The organism is Psychrobacillus psychrodurans (assembly GCF_050209195.1).
Lineage (GTDB): Bacteria > Bacillota > Bacilli > Bacillales_A > Planococcaceae > Psychrobacillus > Psychrobacillus psychrodurans.
Genome location: NZ_CP189791.1, coordinates 1,545,430 through 1,567,778, shown reverse-complemented (window position 1 = coordinate 1,567,778; position 22,349 = coordinate 1,545,430). Strand labels below are relative to the sequence as shown.

The 22,349-nt window shown below is 33.9% G+C and carries 24 protein-coding genes, 1 tRNA gene and 1 pseudogene; 11 read left to right on the top strand and 15 right to left on the bottom strand.

The features are described from left to right. Window positions 1-37 precede the first annotated feature (37 nt). Entirely contained in the window at window positions 38-1,237 is a 1,200-nt protein-coding gene (locus ACQCPR_RS07310) for a CynX/NimT family MFS transporter (RefSeq protein ID WP_427138640.1), read from the top strand. Window positions 1,238-1,276: 39 nt separating this feature from the next. Here the strand turns inward: ACQCPR_RS07310 and ACQCPR_RS07305 are convergent, their stop codons facing one another. Beyond that, window positions 1,277-2,332 carry a nitric oxide synthase oxygenase gene (locus ACQCPR_RS07305; protein WP_427138639.1) on the bottom strand — a complete coding sequence of 352 codons (1,056 nt, stop codon included), beginning with the start codon at window positions 2,330-2,332 and terminating at the stop codon, window positions 1,277-1,279. A 346-nt stretch (window positions 2,333-2,678) separates the two neighbouring features. Here ACQCPR_RS07305 and ACQCPR_RS07300 point away from each other — a divergent pair, with 346 nt between their 5' ends. Together ACQCPR_RS07300 and ACQCPR_RS07295 are read left to right on the top strand one after the other, a co-directional pair. Further along, on the top strand, window positions 2,679-2,942 hold the full coding sequence (locus tag ACQCPR_RS07300; RefSeq protein WP_090561940.1) for an excalibur calcium-binding domain-containing protein: 264 nt from the start codon (window positions 2,679-2,681) through the stop codon (window positions 2,940-2,942). Between the two features lie 272 nt (window positions 2,943-3,214). After that, window positions 3,215-3,287: transfer RNA gene (locus ACQCPR_RS07295), tRNA-Val, on the top strand. A gap of 175 nt (window positions 3,288-3,462) precedes the next feature. Here ACQCPR_RS07295 and ACQCPR_RS07290 read toward each other — a convergent pair. Continuing rightward, a complete protein-coding gene (locus ACQCPR_RS07290; RefSeq protein WP_313894938.1) occupies window positions 3,463-3,651 on the bottom strand; it encodes a hypothetical protein in 189 nt (62 codons plus the stop codon). Window positions 3,652-3,799: 148 nt separating this feature from the next. Between ACQCPR_RS07290 and ACQCPR_RS07285 the strand changes: the two genes are divergently transcribed. After that, window positions 3,800-4,693 carry an NTTRR-F1 domain gene (locus ACQCPR_RS07285; RefSeq protein ID WP_313894937.1) on the top strand — a complete coding sequence of 298 codons (894 nt, stop codon included), beginning with the start codon at window positions 3,800-3,802 and terminating at the stop codon, window positions 4,691-4,693. 206 nt (window positions 4,694-4,899) lie between these two features. Here the strand turns inward: ACQCPR_RS07285 and ACQCPR_RS07280 are convergent, their stop codons facing one another. The 3 genes from ACQCPR_RS07280 to ACQCPR_RS07270 all read right to left on the bottom strand — a co-directional run bounded on the left by ACQCPR_RS07280 (window position 4,900) and on the right by ACQCPR_RS07270 (window position 5,777). Next, window positions 4,900-5,274 carry a YolD-like family protein gene (locus ACQCPR_RS07280; protein ID WP_313894936.1) on the bottom strand — a complete coding sequence of 125 codons (375 nt, stop codon included), beginning with the start codon at window positions 5,272-5,274 and terminating at the stop codon, window positions 4,900-4,902. Beyond that, window positions 5,271-5,492: a transcriptional regulator gene (locus tag ACQCPR_RS07275; RefSeq protein WP_313894935.1), complete on the bottom strand. Its 222-nt coding sequence runs from the start codon at window positions 5,490-5,492 to the stop codon at window positions 5,271-5,273. The genes ACQCPR_RS07280 and ACQCPR_RS07275 overlap by 4 nt, the downstream gene beginning before the upstream one ends. Window positions 5,493-5,618: 126 nt before the next feature. Next, complete coding sequence (locus tag ACQCPR_RS07270) at window positions 5,619-5,777, bottom strand: hypothetical protein (protein WP_427138638.1); 159 nt, start codon at window positions 5,775-5,777, stop codon at window positions 5,619-5,621. Between the two features lie 285 nt (window positions 5,778-6,062). Between ACQCPR_RS07270 and ACQCPR_RS07265 the strand changes: the two genes are divergently transcribed. Next, window positions 6,063-6,236, top strand: a complete 174-nt coding sequence (locus ACQCPR_RS07265) for a helix-turn-helix domain-containing protein (protein ID WP_427138919.1) — start codon at window positions 6,063-6,065, stop codon at window positions 6,234-6,236. A 307-nt stretch (window positions 6,237-6,543) separates the two neighbouring features. Here ACQCPR_RS07265 and ACQCPR_RS07260 read toward each other — a convergent pair whose 3' ends face one another. The 4 genes from ACQCPR_RS07260 to ACQCPR_RS07245 all read right to left on the bottom strand — a co-directional run bounded on the left by ACQCPR_RS07260 (window position 6,544) and on the right by ACQCPR_RS07245 (window position 11,500). Continuing rightward, window positions 6,544-7,020 carry a hypothetical protein gene (locus tag ACQCPR_RS07260; RefSeq protein WP_427138637.1) on the bottom strand — a complete coding sequence of 159 codons (477 nt, stop codon included), beginning with the start codon at window positions 7,018-7,020 and terminating at the stop codon, window positions 6,544-6,546. Between the two features lie 24 nt (window positions 7,021-7,044). Further along, complete coding sequence (locus ACQCPR_RS07255) at window positions 7,045-8,577, bottom strand: T7SS effector LXG polymorphic toxin (RefSeq protein WP_427138636.1); 1,533 nt, start codon at window positions 8,575-8,577, stop codon at window positions 7,045-7,047. A gap of 749 nt (window positions 8,578-9,326) precedes the next feature. Next, window positions 9,327-10,163, bottom strand: a complete 837-nt coding sequence (locus ACQCPR_RS07250; RefSeq protein WP_427138635.1) for an STAS domain-containing protein — start codon at window positions 10,161-10,163, stop codon at window positions 9,327-9,329. 665 nt (window positions 10,164-10,828) lie between these two features. Continuing rightward, window positions 10,829-11,500, bottom strand: a complete 672-nt coding sequence (locus tag ACQCPR_RS07245) for a DNA alkylation repair protein (RefSeq protein WP_427138634.1) — start codon at window positions 11,498-11,500, stop codon at window positions 10,829-10,831. A gap of 840 nt (window positions 11,501-12,340) precedes the next feature. Between ACQCPR_RS07245 and ACQCPR_RS07240 the strand changes: the two genes are divergently transcribed. Beyond that, window positions 12,341-13,327 carry a DUF2268 domain-containing putative Zn-dependent protease gene (locus ACQCPR_RS07240; RefSeq protein WP_427138633.1) on the top strand — a complete coding sequence of 329 codons (987 nt, stop codon included), beginning with the start codon at window positions 12,341-12,343 and terminating at the stop codon, window positions 13,325-13,327. 586 nt (window positions 13,328-13,913) lie between these two features. Here the strand turns inward: ACQCPR_RS07240 and ACQCPR_RS07235 are convergent. Together ACQCPR_RS07235 and ACQCPR_RS07230 are read right to left on the bottom strand one after the other, a co-directional pair. Next, a complete protein-coding gene (locus ACQCPR_RS07235; RefSeq protein WP_090562198.1) occupies window positions 13,914-14,561 on the bottom strand; it encodes a hypothetical protein in 648 nt (215 codons plus the stop codon). A 329-nt stretch (window positions 14,562-14,890) separates the two neighbouring features. Then, the gene (locus tag ACQCPR_RS07230) at window positions 14,891-15,184 is read right to left on the bottom strand and encodes a hypothetical protein (protein ID WP_427138632.1); all 294 of its coding nucleotides are present in this window, start codon (window positions 15,182-15,184) and stop codon (window positions 14,891-14,893) included. A 510-nt stretch (window positions 15,185-15,694) separates the two neighbouring features. Here ACQCPR_RS07230 and ACQCPR_RS07225 point away from each other — a divergent pair. The 4 genes from ACQCPR_RS07225 (at window position 15,695) to ACQCPR_RS07210 (ending at window position 19,050) form a co-directional block, all read left to right on the top strand. After that, window positions 15,695-16,387 carry a response regulator transcription factor gene (locus tag ACQCPR_RS07225; RefSeq protein ID WP_427138631.1) on the top strand — a complete coding sequence of 231 codons (693 nt, stop codon included), beginning with the start codon at window positions 15,695-15,697 and terminating at the stop codon, window positions 16,385-16,387. Window positions 16,388-16,467: 80 nt separating this feature from the next. Further along, window positions 16,468-17,391, top strand: coding sequence for an ABC transporter ATP-binding protein (locus ACQCPR_RS07220; protein WP_427138630.1), 924 nt, complete (start codon window positions 16,468-16,470; stop codon window positions 17,389-17,391). After that, window positions 17,384-18,133, top strand: coding sequence for an ABC transporter permease (locus tag ACQCPR_RS07215; RefSeq protein ID WP_427138629.1), 750 nt, complete (start codon window positions 17,384-17,386; stop codon window positions 18,131-18,133). The genes ACQCPR_RS07220 and ACQCPR_RS07215 overlap by 8 nt, the downstream gene beginning before the upstream one ends. 20 nt (window positions 18,134-18,153) lie before the next feature. Further along, the gene (locus ACQCPR_RS07210) at window positions 18,154-19,050 is read left to right on the top strand and encodes a sensor histidine kinase (protein WP_427138628.1); all 897 of its coding nucleotides are present in this window, start codon (window positions 18,154-18,156) and stop codon (window positions 19,048-19,050) included. Window positions 19,051-19,283: 233 nt separating this feature from the next. On the opposite strand, the pseudogene ACQCPR_RS07205 reads toward ACQCPR_RS07210, so the two are convergent. From ACQCPR_RS07205 to ACQCPR_RS07195, 3 genes and pseudogenes are all read right to left on the bottom strand, one after another. Further along, window positions 19,284-19,397 (bottom strand): annotated as a pseudogene (locus ACQCPR_RS07205) (DUF3221 domain-containing protein); the annotation flags it as partial. A 30-nt stretch (window positions 19,398-19,427) separates the two neighbouring features. After that, complete coding sequence (locus ACQCPR_RS07200; RefSeq protein WP_427138627.1) at window positions 19,428-19,622, bottom strand: hypothetical protein; 195 nt, start codon at window positions 19,620-19,622, stop codon at window positions 19,428-19,430. Next, a complete protein-coding gene (locus tag ACQCPR_RS07195; RefSeq protein WP_427138626.1) occupies window positions 19,619-20,140 on the bottom strand; it encodes a hypothetical protein in 522 nt (173 codons plus the stop codon). Before ACQCPR_RS07195 ends, ACQCPR_RS07200 begins: the two co-directional genes overlap by 4 nt. A 900-nt stretch (window positions 20,141-21,040) precedes the next feature. Here ACQCPR_RS07195 and ACQCPR_RS07190 point away from each other — a divergent pair. Continuing rightward, complete coding sequence (locus ACQCPR_RS07190) at window positions 21,041-21,181, top strand: hypothetical protein (RefSeq protein ID WP_427138625.1); 141 nt, start codon at window positions 21,041-21,043, stop codon at window positions 21,179-21,181. A 437-nt stretch (window positions 21,182-21,618) separates the two neighbouring features. Here ACQCPR_RS07190 and ACQCPR_RS07185 read toward each other — a convergent pair whose 3' ends face one another. Next, entirely contained in the window at window positions 21,619-22,275 is a 657-nt protein-coding gene (locus ACQCPR_RS07185; RefSeq protein WP_427138624.1) for a Type 1 glutamine amidotransferase-like domain-containing protein, read from the bottom strand. Between the last annotated feature and the right edge of the window lie 74 nt (window positions 22,276-22,349).

Below are 22,349 nucleotides of genomic sequence, written 5' to 3'. Positions count from 1 at the left end.
ATATCGAAATACATAATCTCGTAAGGAGAGAATTCATTTGTTAACGAATCAAGAAACAAATAAAAAGACAATTGCATTATTAATAATTGGAATTATTTTCATTTCAACGACACTACGAGCACCACTTACTGCCGTAGGTCCAATTATTTCGTACATACGAGATGGATTAGCCATATCGAATGTATTAGCTGGGTTTATCACAACGATTCCACTTCTGGCGTTTGCGATCATATCCCCTTTTGCCCCAAAGATTGCACGACGCTTTGGGATGGAAATGACACTCTTTCTGGCAATTCTATTATTGGCAATCGGAATAATTATTCGCTCGCTCGGAACACCATTCTTCTTACTATTAGGCACTGCTTTAATAGGAATTGCGATTGCTTTTGGTAATGTACTAATCCCAAGTTTTATAAAGCTTAAATTTCCTTTACAACTTGGTCTAATGACTGGAGTGTTTACCGTGTCCATGAACTTATCTGCAGGTATTGGGGCAGGTATCAGCTATCCAATAGCAGATGGGACTTCATATGGTTGGCAAGGTGCACTTGGTTTTTGGTCGGTTCTTGCGATAGTCGCGTGTATCATATGGTTACCACAAATCAAGCAAAAACAAATAGTTGTCGTAAGCCCTACAACTAATGTGGTAAAAGCTAAGTCTATTTTAAAATCACCTTTAACCTGGACCATAACCTTATGTATGGGTCTACAATCACTTATTTTTTATACAACTGCAGCATGGATTCCTGAAATATTACAAACCAAGGGAATGGATGCTGAAAGTTCTGGATGGATGCTTTCCTTTATGCAATTTGCGCAGCTTCCAATGACTTTCCTTATTCCAATTCTCGCAGGTCGACTTAAGGATCAGCGAATACTTGTTGCATTATTTACGGTTTTCTATTTAATAGGTTTCACTGGTTTATTGTTTGGAGATATTTCACTTTCTTTACTTTGGATGATTACACTTGGCTTAGGTGGGGGGGCATCGTTTGGTCTTGTAATGATGTTCTTTTCGCTTCGTTCTCGCACACCCATGGAAGCAGCTGATTTATCGGGTGTTGCTCAGTCAATTGGATATTTACTCGCAGCAGTTGGACCGGTGTTCTTTGGATTTATCCATGATGAAACAGGAAGTTGGTATACACCAATGATTTTATTCATTGTAACCGTCATTCTCCTCTTCTTAGTTGGAATGCATGCTGGGAGAGATCGATATGTCTCGGAGGAAGTCTAACAAGAATTGAAAAAAGAAGCATGAAATCATGCTTCTTTTTTAATACGGTGATGGTTGATAGGAATAATTTGGCGTTACTTTTTCATTATTATATTGCTTATGGAAGATATGAGTGGTAGCAGGGGACATTGGAGGAATAAGCCATGTCCAGTTGCCTGTTACGTCACGATCTGCATCCTTCTCAATTTCTTCGAATTTTTTAAATTGCTGTGCTGCAGTATGATGATCTACAATACTGACACCGTCTTTTTTGAAGGAATACAATACCGCTACATTTAGTTCCAATAGCGCACGGTCTTTCCATAGAGAAGCATTAGATTTCGTATTTAATCCCATATGTCTTGCAACTGAAGGTAACATATTGTAGCGATAATCGTCGGCCAGATTCCGTGCACCAATTTCAGTTCCCATATACCATCCATTAAAAGGAGCAGCAGCGTAAGTAATACCTCCCATTTCTAACTTCATACTTGAAATCATCGGAACTGCATACCATTTTAGTTGTAAATCCTCAAACCATTCATATTCAGGATGACGAATGGGCACTTCTAAAATATACTGCTCCGGAATATCAAATAATTTCGGAGGGTGATCTTTTATCTGAATGACAAGTGGTAGAACATCAAAATTGGTTCTCTTCCCTTTCCATCCAAGCTCCTCACATTTTTTCGTAAAAACAATAGAATCAGAATCTCCTATTATCCAATCTTCCGTTTCATAGCCAGCATATCTAATTAGCTGATGATTCCAAATCCGTACATCTTTTGGTGAAAATATTGTAATGGTAGGTCTGATCCGACCTTCATTTGTCGCAAACTGCATATGCTCTATTAGTGCTTCAAATACAGCGTCCTCGGTATGTAAATCCCGTTTATCAAAAACAGTAAGGCTTTGCCAAAATAGTCGTCCTATGCACTTATTGCTATTGCGCCACGCTACCTTGGCCCCAAATTCTAACTCTTCGGTAGTATGTTCATAAGTACCTTCTATTTTTATCTGATTTTCTACTTCACTAAATCGCGTATGCATGTCTAATTCTTTTTTACCAGTTTCATCATAAAAAAGACGAATAAAATTTTGTGCTTCCAATAACATGATTGTAGCACCTCCCCTATATCTCCATCTTAGTAGAATGATGCCTCTGCAAACAAGTACCAGAGATGAAAAAGATGTGAGGAATTTATGACAGTAAAAGTACTTGTATTAATCCTTTTTGGTATATACGTATTTATCTAATATATGTTAAAATATAATTAACATGGGATATTATGGTTCGTCTGCTTCGGGTTTTGAAAATCTGCTTAAAGTTAAAGGACCCTTTTAGATTGAAAGAACGAGATATAGTTATCTATGTCTCTTTTTTATCAAATGGATATAGTAGTTTTTACACGTACCTTTAGACATAGTTATTTACTTATTAAAAAATTTAGGAGGAGTTACAATGAAACGAATTTCAGTAATTTTACTTTCAGCAACATTAGTTTTTGGAGTTTCTACAATTTCACCAACAGAGACAGATGCGGCAGCCAAAAAATTTAACAATTGCACAGAGTTAAACAAAACCTATAAAGGGGGAGTAGCCAAAGCCGCGAATATTAAAAATAAAGGTGGAAAAACTAAATTCACTCCTTTTGTATCAAAAGAAATTTATGACGCCAACATAAAAAGCGATCGTGATAAAGACGGCATTGCTTGTGAGAGATAACTATAAAATAATAGTTTGAGAATAGTTTTATAAGATAGAATATTATTCCCTTGTTTTACATTGACTCGATTCCATTTTTTACTTTTTGATATAACTATAAAATAACCTTGAAAGGTGTTAGCTTTTCAAGGTGTTATTTTTTATTTAGTTTCAGGATTCCTCTTTTAATAAAGTGATTTTATGTAAGAATATATCTATAAAAGTATTCCTTTTAGATATATACTAGCTCCCTACTTTATAGTATATTTATATACAGAAACATTGAGTAAATCGGTCTTGTAGCTCAGTTGGGAGAGCACCACCTCGACAAGGTGGGGGTCGCTGGTTCGAGACCAGTCGGGACCATCTAAACAAAAGCCTTTAACCTCAGTGGTTTTGGGCTTTTTTCAATTCAATTTAATACCTATAAAACAAGTGAAAATCCTTCTTATGTGACCGATATGTGACGAATTTATTAAAAACGTGTTTTTTGGACTTTGTACAATACAAATTTCCATAAAATAAATTAAACCACCTTCCATTAATCTGGTTGGTGCTTTTTAGCTTTCTCTACTTCTTCAGCTTCCGCTCTATTTATGACTTCGCATAATTTACCTAAAGCTATAAGTTCTTCTCTGTTCATTCGTGACATCTCTTCAAGGGCACCTAGTACTAACTCTGGAGGATGTTCATCCAGTAACTTATTAAATAGTTCTTCCGTTCTATCCATTTCAATCACGACCTTTAATTAATAATAGTTTACTTTTCAGAGATAAGTATTCCAGTGAATACAATTGCCCTCTTAGTTTATAAATTAAAACATAATATATAAAGACTTTAATTAATAAAGTTAATATTAATAGAAAGGTGGTGATTACATGACGATTCAAAATCTAGTAATCAATGGAGATTTTGAGACTGGAACCCTGTCCCCTTGGATTTCGGATAATGCAACAATTACTAACCAATATTCACATTCTGGTTTTTTTTCAGCTAGACTTCAAGGTGGCAATGTAGTATCTTTTATTGCCCAAACTGTTTCCGTTAATGAGGGCGAAGGATTTGAGTTACTTGTTTCATTAGCCAAAGTTGGATTTTCCCCTGCTGCTCCTGTACAGATACAAGTTATTTATTTGGATAGTATGGATAATTCGCTCGGGAATGGTATCTTCGTTAATGTACCCGTGGACCGAATCCCTACAGCAGACAATGATACATGGCTTGAAATCTATCAAACGACAACTCAATCTCCCCCTGGTGCTACACAGGCATTTATTTTGATAAATAGTCTTCCTCAAGCAGGAACGAGTGATATTTTGGTCGATGATGTCGCTCTATTAACTGCACCGACTGCACCACCTGACCCGGGAGTGAACCCAACGTTTGGTTCATTATATGGTTTTAATACAGCTAGAGTTGCTCAACAAGGTGTAAATATAGAGTTTGATTTTGTTGGACCAATCCTGAATACGGATCCCGATCCAGAAACAAATAGTATTACAATCTTATCAGATGGTGTCTATGAAATAACAGCATCTTTAGAGAATTTTAATACGGGAGGAAGTTTTGTACGCTACGGTATTAGAAGAAATTCATTAACGATTCCAGGTTCAAGTTTTGCCTCACAACCAGGTGGAACAATATCTATTGGGAAAACCATTCAAGTCGATTTAATTGCAGGAGATATCATAACAGTAGTTCCAGATCAAGCGATCGATGGAATCCCACAATATTCAAGTGCTGCACTTACTGTTAATCTTATTGGCTCTTAAGATTAGAATGAAATTCTGAAATTTTTTACAGGGGTGCCGGACTAGTAAATATAAGATTCACATTGATTCGCCCAAATCTACTTGAAGTTTTGAACTAAAAAACTTAGCTTCGATATAAACTTACCTTAGGTGCTATGATTTTCATTAGGCAAAAATATAAATAAGTCAGTATTGCATCGGACTTATTTTTATTTTTGCCCTCTTCATTAATCCATTATAGTTACGTCTACTATTTCATCAAGCTTTAATGATAACAAATAAAAAGGATCTTTCAATTCGATTTCTCGCTTCTGCAAATTCACACTTTCTACCGTACCTCTGTTGTATATAAATTCTCCATTTTTCCATCTTTTAATTTTTGTATCAGCTTTACTTTTAATGGCTGCATCCAAAGTATGTTGAATGGCATCATAATCCCATTCGTCTAATTCTGGTTTAGGTTCTCTTTTAATTTCTTCACTATATTGTCTTAATAAGGCTACGTGTTCTGGAAGCATCATTGCTACCCATTTCTTACTTCCTCTGTCTTGTAAACGTGACAAATCAAATATTGGCTCATCCTCATAAAAACCGTGATTCATACCACCCCACGCTCCTTATGGATGATGGGAACACATGCGAGTACATTTTCAATTTTAAAAGTCCTTTTATTATTTCGTAAAAAACAATGCGCTTTTAATGTATTACCCTCCACACACAACACCTTTACTTTTCGCTTACTGATTTCACCATTATTTTTCATGTAGATCATTTCAATTATTTGATTGAGTTGCATGGATTTTAAAATATTTATACGCACATATGTTCCCCCCTTCTTTTGACTAGTATACGAACAATAGTTCTATTTTACAACTAGTAATTTTAGGGAAATAAAACTTACTGTCATTCACAATATGTATAAAAGCAAACATGTATAGGTAATATATCAGAACCTAAAATACTCTATTAAATGGTTTTTTTCACCAAAAAAAGAGTCATTAATCATCTCGTAGATGATTATTACAAATGTCCAGACGACTAAACCTTCAGATGCTAACTCTTTCCGCATTTGAAAATATATTTTCATTGCTTCTTTTGTTGACAAATTTATCACCCTATACTTACTTATTAATTCGTTCTTGCTCAGCTAGACTGCTAAACTGCAGGCAGAGATTCGGTATTTGAAACAGTCGATTTAGATTTTAAAAAAGTACGCAGCATTGGAAAAGAACCGACGCCAAATGAGTTATCCAATTAGTCGAAGAATTAAAAGAAGTTTTGTCCGTTGGAAAAAGAATGAGGATCAACACGTACAAAAGGAGATACGATATCAACAGATCGGCGACTTGTACAAACAACATATGATTCGAATGGTTATCAAAAAAAAGAAATCTTGAAAGAACGTGACCTTTCACAACGTGAATTGGCACGAATGACAGGTCTGCGACCAAATACAATCAGCCATCTTTGTTCAGACAACGTAGACAGGGTTTATTTATCGACATTAGAAACGGTATGCAAAGTGATAGACATCGACATTCAGGAGTTAATCGAGGTGGAGTAGTCCTCTTGTACTAGTCGTTCTATGTACGTAAAAGTTGCGAATAAATATAAAAGATAGGGGGAAAGCGAAGGTTGGGCTTCGAAGAATAGAAATGGTGGTATCTGATGTAATTATGGTTATTTGCTTAACAAAATAAAGGGTAAATAGGGCATACATTTTAAATGTGTGTACGTACTTTATAATTGTAAAAACATAATATAGGGCTTACAGGGGTCACTCATATTCTCCGTATAAAAAATGAACTATTCGTACTCCCCTCCCAAAATAAAACCTTAGAGATTGTCTATATCTCTAAGGTTTATATAATTTATTCCTGTGTTAGAGGTGTAATAAAACAATTATCTATTGAAAACCTATTAAAAAAATCCAATGCTTCTTGAGTTACAACTAACTCGCCTTTCGGTGATAAACAGAAATGATGCCCTGACCAGTTTTTGAAGTTCTCTTCTTCTACTTCAATTTTACCAAGCGGAATAAATCTGCTAAATTTAGGTATTTCTTTATCTGGATACATTTCTATAAACTCATCTGACTTTGTAATCAAACACTCTTCAAGTTTGTAATCGATAAAATCACTATTCTCTAATTCTGTTCCAAGTTTACTTGACACGATGAAGGCTGGTGTTGACTCTAAAAGGTCATCTCCTAGCCATCCTTCAAATTCATAATGTAAATATTTTACCTTTTCTGATATACCCTCTGTTGCAATTTCTTCTTCTGTTCCATAAATGGTATATTCACCATGACCACCTGATACTTCTGGTTCTAAAAAATATAATATCATTAGTTTACTCCTCCTACCACAAACTTACCTTTTCACTGGCGGATTAAAATTTCCACCATATTTCTTATCTAACTCTATCATATAATTTATTACTTCTTCTTTTGTAGGATTTGGATTATTTCTATAAAATCTATTCCAATCCCTTCTTATTTTTGATAAATGTATATCACTGTTTATTTCTTTTGGTATCCCTCTCAGGTTTTCTAGAGCATGTATTTCTTCAAGTGAAAATATATTAGGATGTCTTTTTAATATTTGTTGCTCAATTGCATGATGTACCACAACACTACCTTTAAGGTCAGGATACTCATTAAAGAATGTCTTTTTATAGTCCTTAATATTTTTACCTTTTTCTATACCCTTAGCTCCATCATTAACATTATCCACCGCTTTGCTTGCATCCTGAGCTTCCTCTATTGCCTTACTTCCTTTTACAGCAAGTTTCCCACCGGTACTAGCCATACCTACAACTGGAATCATCGCAGAAAAAGAAAGTGTCGCATTTAATGCGTCCCCTCTTGCCGTATAGATTAGACCATTTGCCCCATCTGCTATTTCACCAACAACAGGTATAAGCCCCGCTATATCCAAACCAAACTGTAAAGAATCTAGTATTTTGTTTTCTTTCGGTTTGTCGACTTTAACGGTCTCTTCTTCCTTATATTCAACTTTGGAAACAACTTCATAGAAAACTGTTTGCCCTACAACATACTCTTTAATGAGTAAACCATTATCATACGCATGATATTTTACATTTTCCGCTACGTTTTCTTCAATAGTCTTAACTTTCTTTCCATGCATCGCTTGAAAAGTCGGTGCAGTAATCATTGCACCAATCAGCTGTTCCTGTTCTCTTACCCATAAGTAATTTGGATCTAAGAATACTTTTGGGAACAGCTCTGTTCTAATATCACTTCTAAACGTAAGGACATCCCACTGACTCGGCAAAAAGTTTATATCCTTGACCCCAGCTTGGAACAGCCCTTCCATATCTGTCAGCCACGTGTCCATCGTCTGCAAGCCTTGTTCAATTGGATTTAGTGCATATGTCTGAAGAGCATCAAATTCATAAAGTTGCATTAAGGTATCATCCCGTTTTCTTTTAGAACTAATGACTCCCTCTTGCACTCCGCTATCGTCTAAATGTGGCAGGGCAACAATATCACTCACTTGATCCATGATACTATTTGCCTCATCCGTCAAGCTAGCAGTGAGTTCACTAATAAGCGTTAGTCCCTGTTCTAGCTCTCCTTCAAGGAATGTTTCGAGTATGTAACCGGAGGAATCAGGTTCCAGTGAATGAAGTGCTGCCTCCATCTGGTTAAGCACTTGTTTAAACTGTTCAGAAAACAACTGGAAAAAGTGAAGAAACGGTAAATGGCATTCCTGGTAAAAAGAGCGGATGGCATTACCTCCCGCTCCCTTTAATTGATCCTCCATCTGAACTAGACCCTCCACTGCATGGTGGATTGCTTTCATTTCACTGCTTAGCCTATCTAACATAGTAATATTGCGCTGTATCCCATCTTGAAATAAATCTACATCCAATATTTTCATAGGATTTGCCTCATCGAGCATGTACAAATAATCAATTCACAATATTCTTTATTATACATTATTTCCCCACAGGTGAACATTCTTCTCCCCCTCTAGCAAACTATTAATAGTTATAATATTCCATTTATACTCACGAAGGTAAAGGGAGAAGTGATAATATTCAAAAAAATAAACCATAAGAATTAATAAATAAATAATAGATCATGACTCATTCACTATCATAGAAAGAGAATAGTAGTTAAATAGATAGTAATGAATATGTAGTTTGATTTTATCTTTAATGAGAGAACTTGCTATATGAAAGTAAATGTTGCTATTAAAAAGCTGGAGTCTAAAAAATGGTACTAATACATTAAGTGGGGATTTTATTTGGAAAAATCAAAGAGGCATACCTAATAAAAGCAATTCTGAAATTAAATCATGAAGGATGCTATTACTGAAACTGTTGTAACCTATCCTCATCAAATGAGTACCGTTAAAGCCATGCGCTATTTTCGCTCTTAAGCTTAATAGTTTCAAAGTTACCTTTTTCTTTCATCATAATTTCTTTATCATCTGTACCAAAGTAATAATCAACGAATCTCCCCAGCAATTCTCTTGCTTTCTTCTAAAGTTATTAATCTAGCTAAAACTCATTCATGGAATAATTCATATTATTTTATTAGTTTCTTGGAGAGAACCTACTCCACTTGTCACACTGTCACTCCTTTTTAATTATTAAAAAGAACGTCCCTATTGGAACGCCCTTATCATTGATTATTATGTTTACTCATAGCTTGTTCAATGCTAGAGAATGTTTTTATATCCTTAAAATCAATCCCTAGTTGTACTGTTGTTTGTGCTATACTTGGACGCAATCCTGATATTGAAGTATTCACTCCAATTAATTTCAGTGCATTGATCATTTGAAAAAGTTCATGTGCAACCATTGTGTCTACGATAGGTACACCTGACAAATCAATAAACAAGTGATTGATTTGCAAATTAGTACATTGTTTTAATGTTGATTCTAAAATTACTTTAGCTCTATATGTGTCAATTTCCCCAACTAGTGGTAATAAAGCTGTAGTGCTATTAAATTTAATGACAGGTGCACTTAGTTCTATAATCATCTCTTGTTGAGATTTTAATCTTAATTTGGACTGCTCAATAAATTCATTAGTAAATTTGAGAATAACCTTATTGATTGTAGACAATATTGCGCTCGTATAGGCTATTATCTGTTTGATTGAAAGTTCGTTAGGATACTGACCCGTAAATTCTTCTAGCAATTCCAAGTAAAGTTGCTGTTGATTAAAAAATTCCCCTATTATTTCTGTGAGTGGAGTATGTTGGTGACCTACGTCATTAACAACTATTGTAATAAAATCATCAAAACTTTTTTCACATACTTCTTCTGATTTATTAAACATTTCAACAAATTTTTCATGGAATAAATGGTTCTGTTGTTTAAGCAATTGTATTTCTTTTGGATTAGAAGTACCATAAATACCGTTTTGTTCTTTGTTTAGATTCTCATACCATCTTTCTGTTAATTGCCATGTTTTACTTTTAAGAAAAACATACAACTTTTGATTTTTGTCCATTTCATTTCCTACTTCCGTCTTAAATTTACAATTTTACCATTCAAAATACTACTATTTTGATAGTACCATAGAAAAAAATAGAAAAAGACATTTTTTATGAAATTATACAGTAATCTACATCACATAAAATGATCATAGATTGTTAAAGTTCTCCTCAACATTATCTTGTGAAGTACTATCTCCCCCCCCAATCCCGTTCAACAGATCATACTCATTAAGCAAAGTTCTCCATTCATTAAACATTTCAATTTTTCTTTTTACCCTTTCTCCATGTTCCATAGAAAAATTGAAAGTAAGGTTTTTCAAGTCTTTTTGTCCTCGGACTCATTTTTCCCTCCTAAACTCAGAAGTAACATTCGAAATAATCGTATTAACTTGAATATCGGGTTCTGTATTATTGCAAGCAGTTAATATGCTACAAAGTCCAATTAATAAAGATTAAAATGCAATATCCTAACATAAAACCCCATTCCTTCATAAACTAACCTGTCGCTTGAGTTAAAATAGAAAATGTTTCACAAACTCCTCTAACAAATGGTTTCTGACTACCTATTTATAGGTCTGTCTAAGATCAATTTCATTGTATTTTGATCTGCTAGTATAGTAGGTTACCAACAAAACAAACGTGTTGAAGGCGTTTAATTAAAAATAAATACAAATTCAGGTTAGTTTTCATTATTTCGCTTATTAACTTCAATCATAATGAACTCTGGCAAATAGTTGGGAGTACATCCTTTTGATACTATGTCATCTTTGTAAAGGCCAGTTCTCTCACCAAGTTTAATACAACGTGCACGATTTTTTTCATCATAAACGCCTATCCAGCCTGCGGTTAAATTCATAGCCCATTGAACTTCCGGCTCTTCCTTCGTAATATTAGCTTCTAATACAGATAGCAAGGCTGAGGTGTTATCAGGCGGTGTTTGCCCAGTCCATCTCAATCTCCCTTGATAATACCAGAAAGCTCGCCTTTGAAGAGCAGAAGGACTATTTCCCCATGACTCCATCAATGCAATATTCTTCTTTTCTTTGGTAAGCTGATTAGCCATTAACCAATCCATTAAGTTATTTCGCTCATCAAAAGTGTGAGTCTGCATATCCTTATCAAGCTCATTTAACACATCTTGTGAAAGAAGTTTTTTGTCCATAATTAAGATTGCTAATAGTCTGGGCAAAAACTCTTCAGTTGACCAAAGTTCCATAGCTAGTTCGTGATCTTTCTTAATGTCCTTCGCAATTTTTCGTAAGTCGCCAAGCTTAGTTTTACTATTGATCTGAGCTAGAATGTTCTCTGCTTGTGAAGAGCGTTTTATTTCTGTATCTTTTTTTTCATCCATTTTATACAACTCCTTTATTAGCACTGTTTCATAATATGTCCTTGATGGGATATATCAAGAACTTAATTTAGTTATAAGTCATATGCAGTGGTGCGCATCAAAAATTCCCCTTTTATATATTGTGGAATATATCGTATCAAAGCTTTCTCCACTCATGATAGAAGAGTAACCATTTTTAATATAATAATAACATTTACTTCCTTTTAGTTGCATATGAAAAAAGCATTCCTTTTTTAAGAAACGCACCAGTTAGCCATCCATGAACCACAAAATCACTTCACCAGAAAGAATGCAGGTCATTACTTATAGTCTACCGAAAACAATAGACATATTAATGTTTGATCTTCTCTTTTTTAGCTTTATTTTCAAGTCCCTCTAACCCTTTAATTACTATAAAAATTTCAAGCAATAAAGTGATTTATAGAACTAAACTACTGCATTAAGGCAAGAAAAAAGTGCCACCACAGACTTGAAGTAAAGCAAATTGTTCAATAATTTACATATATTAACTTATTCAACACAATCTCAAACAAACCTGCTTCTTCACCTCACAATGCATCTTTGGGAGCAACTTAATGTGCTGGACATAAAAATAGACTATCGAAATGATAGCCATATATTACCAAACACTCGTTAGCTTAAGTACATTTCTCATAAAGGTCTTATTTATAATTGGAAAGGTAGTCTCCCTTCTTCCCTCCAACTATACCAAGCCGACCTATTATCTTAAAAGTAGGTTTTGTTTTATCTTATTAAAATTAATAGTTTAAATTAATGAAACTTTTAGACAAAATGGAATGTATAGGAAATAGGTCAATATTGAAAAGGGAGATGAAGTTTATGAATATCACAAGAAAAGTTTTTGTTTCATTTTGTATACTTCTATTATTTTTTATTTTATCAGCCTGTAAGCAAACTGAAAAATCTCATGAGAATATCATTATGGAAAATGAACAACAAAATATATCCTACTCTTTTAAAAACCCCAATACAGGCCAAGAATTTACTATAATTCATGCTTATATGCTTTATAATAACTATTTTGAAACTGTAAAGGATAATCCAGATGAATCACTAAACCAATTATATCAACAGGTAATTATCGAACCTATATATGATGCTTGTTTTAAAGATGCAGAATATGATAAATTTAGTGTATTTGAATGGACACCGGCTGAAAGTGATTTTAATAATATTAGAGTTCAAATTGAATCACTGGATAAAGATTATATGAATAAGTTATTTGAGGAATCCCTTGTCAAATCATCTGACGTACTTTCCTCAAATAAAAAAACAACAGTATGTGTTTTTCCTGAAAATGAAAGATTTCCTTCTGACATGATGACATTAGGAACAGGGAAAATTACAGTCTTTCTCAGTGAGCTTAATAATTATTTTAAATTGAGCGAACTCGATAATTATACTAAATCAGGTATTTCGCATGAATATCATCATAGTGTTTGGACCGAAAAACATTTTACGGAAGATTATTTCATGACAGTTTTAGATAATATAATTATGGAGGGGTCTGCCATAATGTTTGAAACCTTAGTATACCCTGATACAAATAGTAAGGATTTGGTGCTTGACGAAAGCTTTAACAAAGAATACTGGAGTAAGATTGAAACATATCTTGAAAGTAGTGGTACCAATGATTTTATATTAGGTGGCTCTAAAGGTTTACCCGATTATTATGGCTATAGTGAAGGCTATAAAATGATTAGATCTTACTTAAACTTGCATCCCGATGCGACAGTAGAAGAATGGACTTCCAAAAGTCCGAGAGAAATTCTTGAAGAAGGGAATTATCTGGCTAATTACGAGTAGATTTCCTTATTAATGGTCTTGATACTTTATGTGTCCTTTTCTAACATGTAGAAAAGGATTTTTTATTTATATCCATGAAACACTTCTTTCACTAAGCTGCTGCTTAGTTCAATAAGAAAATACAGCAACCTAGATAGCTCAACGATCTTCAAGTAAAGCACTTGAGAGTTTAACAAGACCTTAATAAGATATAGATAAAGGTATCTTCATTATTTTATACTTTTTCAATAATAGTAACTAAATTTACGCAAATAATTATCGCAAATATTGGATTAAAGAAATTCCTAATTCTGCAACGCGAATCACAACATTCACTTCCTTCCACTTTCGTATTGAACTAAACTGCTGCGTTAGATCGATAAGAAAAAAGGCTTTACTCCTTCTTGAAGAATAGCACCTCATTAGTTGAAGAACGAAATTAGTAGTTTCAACAGTTTCACTCAAGAGAATCAACTATTAAGTGGTAAAAAATTCTATCTTCGCATTCACTAAACACAATTTTTCCTCCATAAAAAATAGCCCAGATTATAAACTGGGCTACATTGTATAATATCTATCCTTCTATTTATTTTATTCTATTAAATTATTACTTATTAAGTAATGCTAACTTGGACTTAGATGGTGTTTCATATTTCAAAGCACCGTCCATATTGACAAACAATCCGCCGCCTAAGCCATATCCTCCTCCGTGATTATCTAATACGAACGTATAGACACGATACTCTCCACCCGCTGGTAACACTTCTTTTCTACTAGTGCCATCTGCATTAAATGTTGACACATCTGCGGAAAGTGTTACTTTACCAATCTGTCCTACTTTAAGTTCCGTTTTACCCCACATTACTTTTGCAGATGAATCTTCTAGTAATGCAAGCTTTGCTTTAGATGGTGTTTCGTATTTCACATTTACACCATTTAATTTACTATTTTGTACAACATAATACTCACCGCCTAAATTGTACATAGGTGCATATCCTTCTGGTGTTTTGGTGGAATATACTCGATACTCTTCGCCAGGTTTTAAAGCACGAACAGCACCTCCATCAACTGAAGGGTCTTTACCGATATGTAATAGAGGTGTGTCTTTTAAGATGGTAACTTTACCAATTTGCCCCTTCTTTAATTCCGTTTTACCCCACATAACTTTTGAGGTTGAAGCTTCTGATGTTATGCTACTGAACGTAAACATCGCTACTAAAGTGAATGCAATTACTATTAACTTACTTTTTTTCATTTTCTTACCTCTTTCAACAATTAATAAATTAATTATAACATAAAATATAGTAATATTATGATATAAATATTAACTATATATTTTGAACATCGAGAAAGTTCTTCACTTATTGAACACCTGCCACGTTTGTTGCAGAAGAAAGTAGTAATCTCGCTATCTATATTGATTAAAAGTTTGTTTTATTTGGCATTATCGATTTAATAAAGGCTATCATTCTAGTTAACATTGGGAGCAAATAAATATAGAATCATTTTATCTTTCCCTCAATCACGACATCTAGTGCTATATTCCCTTTGAAAACAGTAAGATTTCAAAAAGAACTAGGAAGCTTACATTTCGTTCCATTTTATTGTCATTTGAAAGGGAATATTACCGTCTTCAAAATTAACAAAGTCACTTGCTATATCTTTGACAAAAGCCTGCCCTGCCAGAGGATATCCACTTTCTCTTATTCGTGTCATTGCATTTAGAGAATCGGAAATAATATGATTCCCTCCTGAAATAAAATAAATCCCTACATATCTCCCTTTTGCTTTCTCGAAGTTAGCCTTTTTGGCATTATCCATATGTTTATACTTCGTGATTTCTATTTTCTCAGCTGGATGGTCTGTGATATCCAACATAATGCCAAAATGATACCCATCAAAGAGGTAATTTGCTATTAATTCTTCTTGTGGAGAAGGCCAGTCGACGTACAGCCATTCTTTATTAAAATTTTTAATATAGACTTGATTGATGCCGATTTGATCATAATGTTCTAACTCGACAATTTTTTGATCCAGTGTATTCTTTACTGCAACTAATTCTGTTGAATTTTTTTGCAGACGCTTTTAGTAGTGCCTTGTTTGGAAAGTTACTTGAAAATGAAAACGGTTCATTACGACTTAATCCTTTTTCCCTTATAGGGGAGAATTTAATTTTCAGCAATATATATGTCATATACAATAATAGGAGTACTAACTTTGAGCTTTTTTTCTTTTTTCCAAAAACCCATCTAATGGCTGATTTATTTATCGCCGACTAGTGGTCAGACATTTCTTTATCAACAATTAGTTTTTATTAAGCTCTATAGATTGAATTCCTTGACATAGATCTTATTTAAATGAATGATAAAAATTGTGAGGATGATTAAGATGAATGATTTAAAAAATATATTAATAATTGAAGATGATGAAGATATTAATCGATTACTTTGTGATATTATCAGCAAAAATGGTTATTCTCCTAAGCCAGCTTACTCTGGGACTGAGGCGCTAATTTATTTAGAAAGTCAAAATTGGGATATGGTTCTGCTTGATTTAATGCTTCCTGGCTTATCGGGCGAAGAAATTCTAAGGAAAGTAACTAAAGAAAGTAATGTACCTGTCATTATTATTTCTGCAAAGTTGGGAACACAAACAAAAATTGATGCTTTAAGGGCAGGTGCGGATGACTATATTACGAAACCTTTCGATATTGAAGAAGTTTCTGCCAGAATCGATTCTTGCCTAAGAAGATATCGACGTGTGGTCAATGTGCCAATAACCAAACAGATTTGCCACAAAGATCTCATGGTTGATACAGATGCAAAAAAAGTGTCTGTGAATGGGAATGAGGTAAAATTAACAGCGCTTGAATTTGAGATATTATTTTTAATGATGTCCTCCCCCAAGAAGGTGTTTACAAAAGCCAATTTGTTCGAGAGTATTTGGAATGAAGAATTCTGTGGTGATGATAATACGATTAATGTTCATATGAGTAATATAAGAAGTAAGTTATCCAAGGCAAATTCTGATGAAGAGTATATCGAAACGATTTGGGGTATGGGTTATAGGTTAAAAACTTAAGGTTTTCTTAAGGATTTGCTTAAGACTTTCTTATGTATTGCTAGTTATACTAAGAGCATTGCATGAAGGAGGTAAAAATAATGAATAAATATGTTCTTAAAAGCAATCGTTTGTCTAAGAAGTATCACAATAATATGGCTCTTAACAAAGTGAATGTATCGATTAAAAAGGGATCCATATATGGTTTTATTGGGCAAAATGGGGCTGGAAAGTCAACTCTAATTCGCGTCGTATGTGGGCTTGCCTATCCGACAACCGGGACGATCGAGTTGTTTGGAAAGAACAGTGAACAAGAGTTGATCGAAGCAAGAAAACGAATTGGGACAATCATTGAGGGACCAGCCTTATATCCGAATATGACAGCTTCTGAAAATCTAGAAGCGCATAGGCTATTAAAAGGAATACCGGGGAAGGAATGTATTGAAAAAAACCTTACTCTTGTAGGCTTACAGAATACAGGAAAAAAGAAGGCCAAGAATTTTTCTTTAGGGATGAAGCAGCGTCTTGGACTTGCAATCGCTTTGTTGGGAGATCCTGAATTTTTAATTCTTGATGAGCCCATAAATGGCCTAGATCCAATGGGAGTAGTCGAAATACGTGAATTGTTAAAGAAGCTCAATCAAGAGTATGGAATTACAATCTTAATTTCCAGCCATATTTTAAGTGAGCTCCATTTATTAGCAACTCATTATGGAATCATTCATGAAGGGGAATTGCTAGAGCAGTTATCGGCAACAGAACTAAATGAAAAATGTCAGCAATATTTGCATATTAAGGTAGATAATCCAGACAAAGCGGCAACCGTTATAGAAAGGCTTTTTACAACGCAAAATTTTGAAGTCATGCCAGACGGATCAATTAAGTTGTTTGCATTTGTAGATGTACCGGGAGAAATTTCAAAAGCCCTGACAACTGAAGGCTTGGTTATCGAACAATTCATGCCCATGGGAGAAGATTTGGAAACCTACTACACCCATCTCATCGGAGGTGTAAAACGTGGATAATCTCTTGAAATCAGAATGGTATAAGTTAAGAAAAGATCGATCTTTTTGGGTATTGATATTGTTCTTACTCGCTTTCGCTGTTTTGTATCCTCTTACACTGCAAAGCGGTGAAGGTGTTAATGGAAACGACTATTATCGTGGTTATATTCTCTCCATCAACAATGAGATCGTAAGGCTGTTACCAGCTATTTTAGCAGGTTTCTTTATTGCGAGTGAATATTCGATGGGAACGATGAAAAGTATCGCTTCTTCAGGCAATAGTAGAATTCGGATATATTTTGCCAAGTTGACCGTGTTTTCGATTGGATCCATCATCATTTTATTAATACTACCGATTTTCATGATGGGCGCTAGTGCGATTTATAAAGGTTTCAATGCCATGCCTGAATGGACATTTTACTTACAGTCTATTGGATTGATTGCGCTTTATGCAGCAGCCTTCGCCTCTATTATGGCGCTCTTTTCAACCCTCTTAACTGACAGTGGAAAAGCAATAGGCTTTCTACTTCTATTCTTTGGTCTTATCGGGGGCTTGTTAGAGTATTTAAGTGCCAAGGTTGCGTTTTTAGAACCTTTCATTACTAATTCTATATTTATGTCTTTTGAGACGATCATAACCATTGATCAGATTGGGCATTGGAATAGTGATGATGTGTTCACTTTTGTAGTAGTTCCAATCCTGACATTTCTAGTATTCGGGTTTTTGGGGAGTTTCATTTTTCGAAAACAGGAAATTAAGTAAAAAGTAGAAGGGTGAGTTGTATGCTTTATGTAACGATATTAGTCATAATTGCTTTAGGATATTTTCTCACCCGTCTATACTTTTTGAAAAAGGAAATCAAAAGGGCAACCCGTCAACTCAGTGATCTAAACAAAAACATAACCGATAAGAAAGTAGATATTCGCTTTTTTGATCGAGATATTGAGAAACTAGCAAAAGAAATAAATAACCAAATTGATTTAACAAAAAAGGCAAAAGCAGAAAAGAGTTTGACGGAAAATGAGTTAAAACAAGCGATATCGTACATATCACATGATATTCGCACCCCTATGACCTCAATATTGGGTTATATGCAGTTATTAGAATCAGATGAAATAACACCAGAGATTAGAAAAGAATATACCAGTATCGTTAAAAATAGTGCAGGGAGATTAAAGGTTTTACTTGAAGACTTTTTTGAGCTCTCGATTATCGAACAAGCAGATTATCCCGTGAAAATTGAAGTGATTAAATTAAATCATCTGATTGTAGAGGTACTAGTAGGATTTTATGAAGAATTTAATAAAGGAAATCTAGAGCCAACTATTAGAATTCCAGATCATGATATTATAATCACGGCCGACCCATCTGCTGTTAAACGAGTCATTGAAAATTTAGTCGTAAATGCAATTAGACATTCAAGCGGTCATGTAACTATCCGACTTGAAAAACTGAATACATCCGTCCAACTGACAATTAGTAACTCGGTTACCCAGTTAAGTGAACAAGATTTACATCATATATTTGACCGTTTTTATAAAGCGGACCGAACAAGGATTGGAAAAGGGACAGGATTAGGGTTACCTATTGCGAAAAGCTTAATGGGGAAAATGAATGGGAATCTTACTGCTGAGTTAATTGAAAACCAATTATTTATGAAGTGTGAATGGAAATATTAGGCGCGATATGAACAGACACTTTAATATAAATGGTAAATCTTTTTGGCTATGTTAAAGGGAAAGGTTGATTCAAATACACATACCTCCCAGCTCTACAGTTAGTTCATGAACTAACTATTAGAACGTAAATTGTTCTTAACATAAATTCTTTACTCCTTCTTGAAGTAAAACACCTGTCAGTTGAATAAGGATTAAAGTTTGTTATTTAATAAATATCACTTTTTTATATCTTTTTATTTATCTATTACTTCGATTTTTGTTCCATGACCAGACCCGGGTAAACTTGTATCCATGGCGTCATACCAAACTTTTACTTTGTCTCCTACTTCAATACCTGAAATTTCTTTATCAAAGCCAAAGTATGATGCTTGTAACGATTATGAAATGACCTCTTCTTCAGATAGAATCATTGTTTCTCCCTCTAGTTCTTCTTCATAAATAAATACTTCACGAGCGTCTACCTTAGCAACAATCCCTTCCATGACCAGTTCATTATCCTTACTCTCTTCTTCACAACCAAAAATAGTAAGCCCCCCAAAAACTATCAAAAGGAATAGATATCGTCTCTTCATTTATTTAGCTCCTCCCATTTATTATCTAGTATAGTATTTTTCAAGGATTGAACTAACCTGCCACGGTTGTTGTAGATGAAAGTAGTAATTTCGCTATTTATATTGATTAAAGTTTGTTTCATTTGGTATACCGATTTAATAAAGGCTATATCTTTCTCGTTAACATTGGGACCAAAAAATTCCATCCCCCAATGTTCGGAATGAAAAATAGTGGTGGCATTTTTACTCAAAAAAATAGAGAACCATTTTATCTTTCCCTCAATATTTACATTATTAGATAATAAATGATTTACCACATCTAGCGATATATTCCCTTTGAAAATAGTAAGATTATTTTCATTAACTGTTTCAAGTGAGGCTTTAAGCATAGATTTGACTTCCTCTACAGCCTCTTTTTCTTCATTCCAACAATGGATTTCTATAGTATCTGATTGTGATAAAAAATAGTTCATCAAAGGACCCCAGTAATCATTTTTTTCATGTTCATCAGATACACTAAAATACAGTTGGAAAACCATTTTACTTCCTCCTTTACGGGTTTTTTTATATACTTTTGCTCAAATTTCTTATTAAACTAACCGTCGTGTTAGTTCAATAAGAAAAAATGCTTTACCCTTATTGGATTAAAGCACCTATTAGTTGGGCCCAATAATAAGTTCTATTTCTCGATTGTTTAAGAATCTGTTATTTGCGCGGTAAAATAAGTTCCTCTTTATCATCTACTTATCGATACGGTAATACTTTCATCTACTTGATGTAATTGATCTCCGTTATTATCTGGTGTTGTTGATTGAATTAATTCATCTTCATTTATGCGATAGTTTTTACTTCTAATTTATACCTCTATAATTATGGGAAATAGTGTTGTCAATCGTTTTAGGACTTTCTCTTTACCGCATAAAAAAATAGTGTATGAAAGATTTGATTCAGTTATTTCATAACTAGCTCGCCAATTTCCCCCTTCTCCTTGAAAGGAATACTTTCCCCTTTTCGCTACACGCAACTAATAATATCAATCCAAGCAAATAACCAGAACTAAAGGTAATTTTTTCATAATATACCCCTTCTGTATATTACAATTCGAGAAACGAAGGAAAAGTATACTGTTCTGAAATACTAAAAATACGTAACTTACCTTTCCCTATAATATCTTCACACGACCACCTCGATGGTTGATATGTTTGCTATTTATTCTTCATTAATTCTATAGAAGTTTCAAATGTGTTTATTTTAAAAACATACTTCAACAGTGATAAATAAGGAAAAGGAACACATTTTTTTAGTGGTAAAAGAACAACCTGCTTATAGTGAAACAGTAGGCAGGTTTCAATTTCATATAAATGCAGAAAAATCAGTTTAATTGAAACTTATTTTAGCTAACTTCGTATTAAGGTATAGATTAAAAAGGAGGAATTATAATGAAAAGTATTGAAAAGGAGTATCCGATATTAAAAGAAGACCGTAGACGAAAAGAAAGTAAAAACGGGAATATTAAATCACTTATTCTTTTAGTTATCGGACTTATAGGAATAACTATTAAAATAATATTTTTTAGCTGAAACACCTGTTACTCGAATTTTCATTATGAAGTCCATATTTTTAGTATTTGCTGAATAATTACCTCATTGCCAAACGTGAACCATAATAAAAGCGAGAAAACTATTACTCCCATCACAACTAAATCATGTAAATTATTGATTTTCTATATGTATTAAGGGATTAATGACGTATCAAAAGTGAGTAATTACGACCGAAAATTATCCTGTTAGTTTTTCGAAAACCGTAGTAGTAATACCTCCATTCTCCATAATATTTAATATTTTTTATTGACGCCTTATTCAACTATACTGCCGCTTTAGTTTAAGTGTAACAATTCACAATGCAAATCTGAGAACAACTTAATGTTTGGACATAAAATAGACCATCGAAATGATGGCCAAATTTGCTAAAGCACATTGTTAATCTTTACAGGTAGCCACTTGGCCATTCACTACAACTAGAGCGTCGCATCCAATTTCTGAATCCTCGAGTGGGAAATTAAAAAAACATTGCCAAAAACGTCGATTTTATCCTCCTTTACACGTATAGCACAATCTTTGTTCGACGCATAAATATTTATTTCTTCCGATAGGAGAGATAGTTCGCTTTGAACCAGTGCAATGTTATTTTCAAGATCAAAATGAGACAGGACGGAAAAATTGTCAAGACCGATTCCGTTGAAAACAGTGCTCATTTCAACTTTATATCCTAAGTTTTTCGAGCATAACCATTTTGCGGACATGTTGATTGCACCAGCACTTGCTCCCATCACTACGGCGCTGCTTTTTTTAATCGAATCCGATAATTCATATTCTATCAAAAAGCCATTTTGTTTAAGAGTATCCCCTCCTAATAAGAAAATGACTGAAGCATTTTGAATTATCGTTTTGGCATCTTCCTTCTGTACGCGATAATTAATTAAATGATATTCATCAAACATAATGCCAGCCTGGTCAAGCCACGAGCGTTCAGTAGCACCAGCTTCTTCATAAATAGATGGATTCGAGCTAATCATAACAAGCGATTTTCTATCAGTTATATCCTGCTGTAACAAACTGCACAGATTCACTGGAAATAAATTGTTAAACCAGCCTAAATAATAGTGAGTTTTCATAAGTCCCCCCGTAGTATAGCGTAAATAACATTTATTCCTTGTGTCACTCATTCCGTTTTCTAGTTACCATCACA